Source organism: Vibrio cincinnatiensis DSM 19608 (assembly GCF_900167345.1).
GTDB classification, from domain to species: domain Bacteria; phylum Pseudomonadota; class Gammaproteobacteria; order Enterobacterales; family Vibrionaceae; genus Vibrio; species Vibrio cincinnatiensis.
The window spans coordinates 1-2,389 of record NZ_FUXB01000043.1 but is presented as its reverse complement, the minus strand read 5'-3'; the positions used below and the strand labels follow the sequence as shown (position 1 = coordinate 2,389).

Annotated in this window: 3 protein-coding genes; all 3 read left to right on the top strand. The window is 46.0% G+C overall.

Annotated features, from left to right (window positions below; genetic code table 11):
• On the top strand, positions 1–1,437 hold a 1,437-nt coding region (locus B5D54_RS17455), incomplete at its 5' end, for an RHS repeat-associated core domain-containing protein (protein WP_303046256.1).
• On the top strand, positions 1,434–1,940 hold the full coding sequence (locus B5D54_RS16710; protein WP_078927650.1) for a hypothetical protein: 507 nt from the start codon (positions 1,434–1,436) through the stop codon (positions 1,938–1,940). The genes B5D54_RS17455 and B5D54_RS16710, both read left to right, overlap by 4 nt.
• Positions 1,941–2,153: 213 nt before the next feature.
• The coding region (locus B5D54_RS16705) for a hypothetical protein (RefSeq protein WP_176129405.1) at positions 2,154–2,389 on the top strand (236 nt) is incomplete at its 3' end.

Sequence of the window (2,389 nt, the reverse complement as noted above, 5' to 3'; positions counted from 1 at the left end):
GCGCACTACGAGACATGGGGTGAAGCCAAGATAGCAATCGAGCGTGTGGTCAACCCGCTGCGTTTTCAGGGGCAATATTACGATGATGAAACGGGACTGCACTATAACTTAGCCCGTTATTACGACCCGCGCACAGGCCGTTTTATCCAACCAGACCCAATTGGTTTATTGGGTGGGTTGAACCACTATCAGTACGCACCCAATCCAGTGATGTGGATAGACCCGACAGGGCTGTGCGCAAAAGAAGATAGCACACTCCCTATAGATGCCTTAGCGGAGAATCCGCAGCAAACGCTCATCACGAGTACCCTTCCGGCGAGTTATCAGTCAACTACGTTAGATAGCAGCCCTGTGGGGCAGCTATCTAGCACAACATCATCGAAGAAAAGTACGGACCTAGGAAAACTGGGTTCGGCACTCAGCGATTCGGTTGATAAAAACGTGATAGACCAAAACACCAGTGATAAACTGTATGCTCTGGCCGATGCGGGAGTCGCTACGCCAGCGCAGATTAAGCAGGGATTGGGGGATGAGGAGTTTTTAAATCTTTTCTCAGAAGTGAACGAAAGAAAGTGCAACGTTCCAGACAAAGCAATTTGTCCTGACAGTCTGGATGATGCTCAAATAATCTTAAAAAATCGTCGTGAACAAATCGCAAAGAAGGGCTACCAGCCCAAGTATAGCGATGCTGAGCTAGCAGAGCTCGCACAATATGGTGATATCGGCAGCGAGCGATTTCAGGTGCGCTTCATGGAAGAAGGCTTTCTCAATGACCGCAATACCCCAGACATTGCCTTGAGCGGGAAAATGGGTATGGTTATGAAGACCGAAACTGGCGAAGGTGCCAAATACTGGTCAACGAGTTTTGATCAGCTTGAAGATGCTGATACAGATCCAAAACTGATCAGCGAAAAGTTGGGGCTGGAATACGATCCGGCAAAGAAGTATGTTTTGGTTGTGGTCGACACCGAAAAATCTACGCCTCTAACCGGTGTCAAAAGCGTACCAGCTACGTTTGAGAAAGTCAGTGAGTTCGCCAATACGGAATTGCCTGCTGACTTCCCTAAAGATTTTACAGATAAGGTGATGACACCCGAATTTCAGGCGGCGTATGCTGAGCATTACAACGCAGCGGTGGAAAGTGGCGACTTGCCTAATCACTGGTCGAGGGACACTAAAAAGTTTGAAGATTATCTCCAAGCCACCGGTATATCGAAAGAAGAGCGGGAACTATTTACCAAACGCATGGTGATGCACGACAAAATCGGTAACAATCAGGATTATGTGGGTAACGGCTTGACGAAAGACCTTAACCCTAATAGTGCGAATCAGTTCGGCGCGGTAGAAACGCTGAATTTCGAGCGTAAGACTATTAATTTAAAAGAATTACACGACGCTGATGCTATCGTCATCATTAAGGATCTTAAACCATTATGAGCTATTCCATACAAAAATACCCGGTACAACCCGCTTTGCCAACGATTACTCACCATGATCAGTTGCCAATGGGCGCCATTGAAATAGGTCGTCTATTGGATACTACTGAGGCGGAAGACTTATATGTGCTTGTGAAACGGGATAATTATTTATCAATTTTGACAGCGTATAAGAATTTAAAAACGCATCAATATTATTGCAAACAATTCGACTTTCCTCTCAGGGTTCTTAGCTGGTTCCCCAAAGCGCTAGAAGAGTTCCGCAAGCCGCCGGCGGCCGGCGGCTTGCATGCGGGAGCGATGACCAGTGCTGATGAGAATGTCGACGGAGAAATGCTTTGTGTGCAAGTGGCGACACAAGGTTATTATCTTGTCAATCGTTCACGTCAAAGTCCGTTGGGTGGTGGTCACTCTTATATGCCCACAGAAATTTCGTTTAGCTACCATTTTCTTTATGATCTCGGTTTTTTGGACTTGTTGAAAAAACTTGGTGAGCAATATTAAGTGAGGCGAACTGTAAAAATAGTTAGATTTCATTACTTGAATTAATTAAGGGGCCAATGAGCTGATGGGGGAATGCTTGTGCGGTGAGTCTTTAGGTTTGTGTTTTATCTTTAGCAGCTAAGAGCAAAAAAGCGGCCGCGCCAGCCTTAACCCCCACCTTTGTTAAATTACTCATGATAATTCCACTCAAATTCACTTTTGGAAAAAACCAGAGTGAATACGCATCGCACGGTTTCTTATCATTATCAAGCCAATGGTCTGTTGAGAGAACAAACCCAAGGGTTACATGCCTTGGCTTACCGTTATCACCCACACGGTCAGTTATCGGACATTCATCTTCCGAGTGGTGAGACTGTCAAGTTTGATTACACCCCCTATGGGCAGTTAAGCGCGGTGTCTTTGAGTGGGCAATCGGCCCCGCTTATCGAGTATGAGTATGATGTGATGGG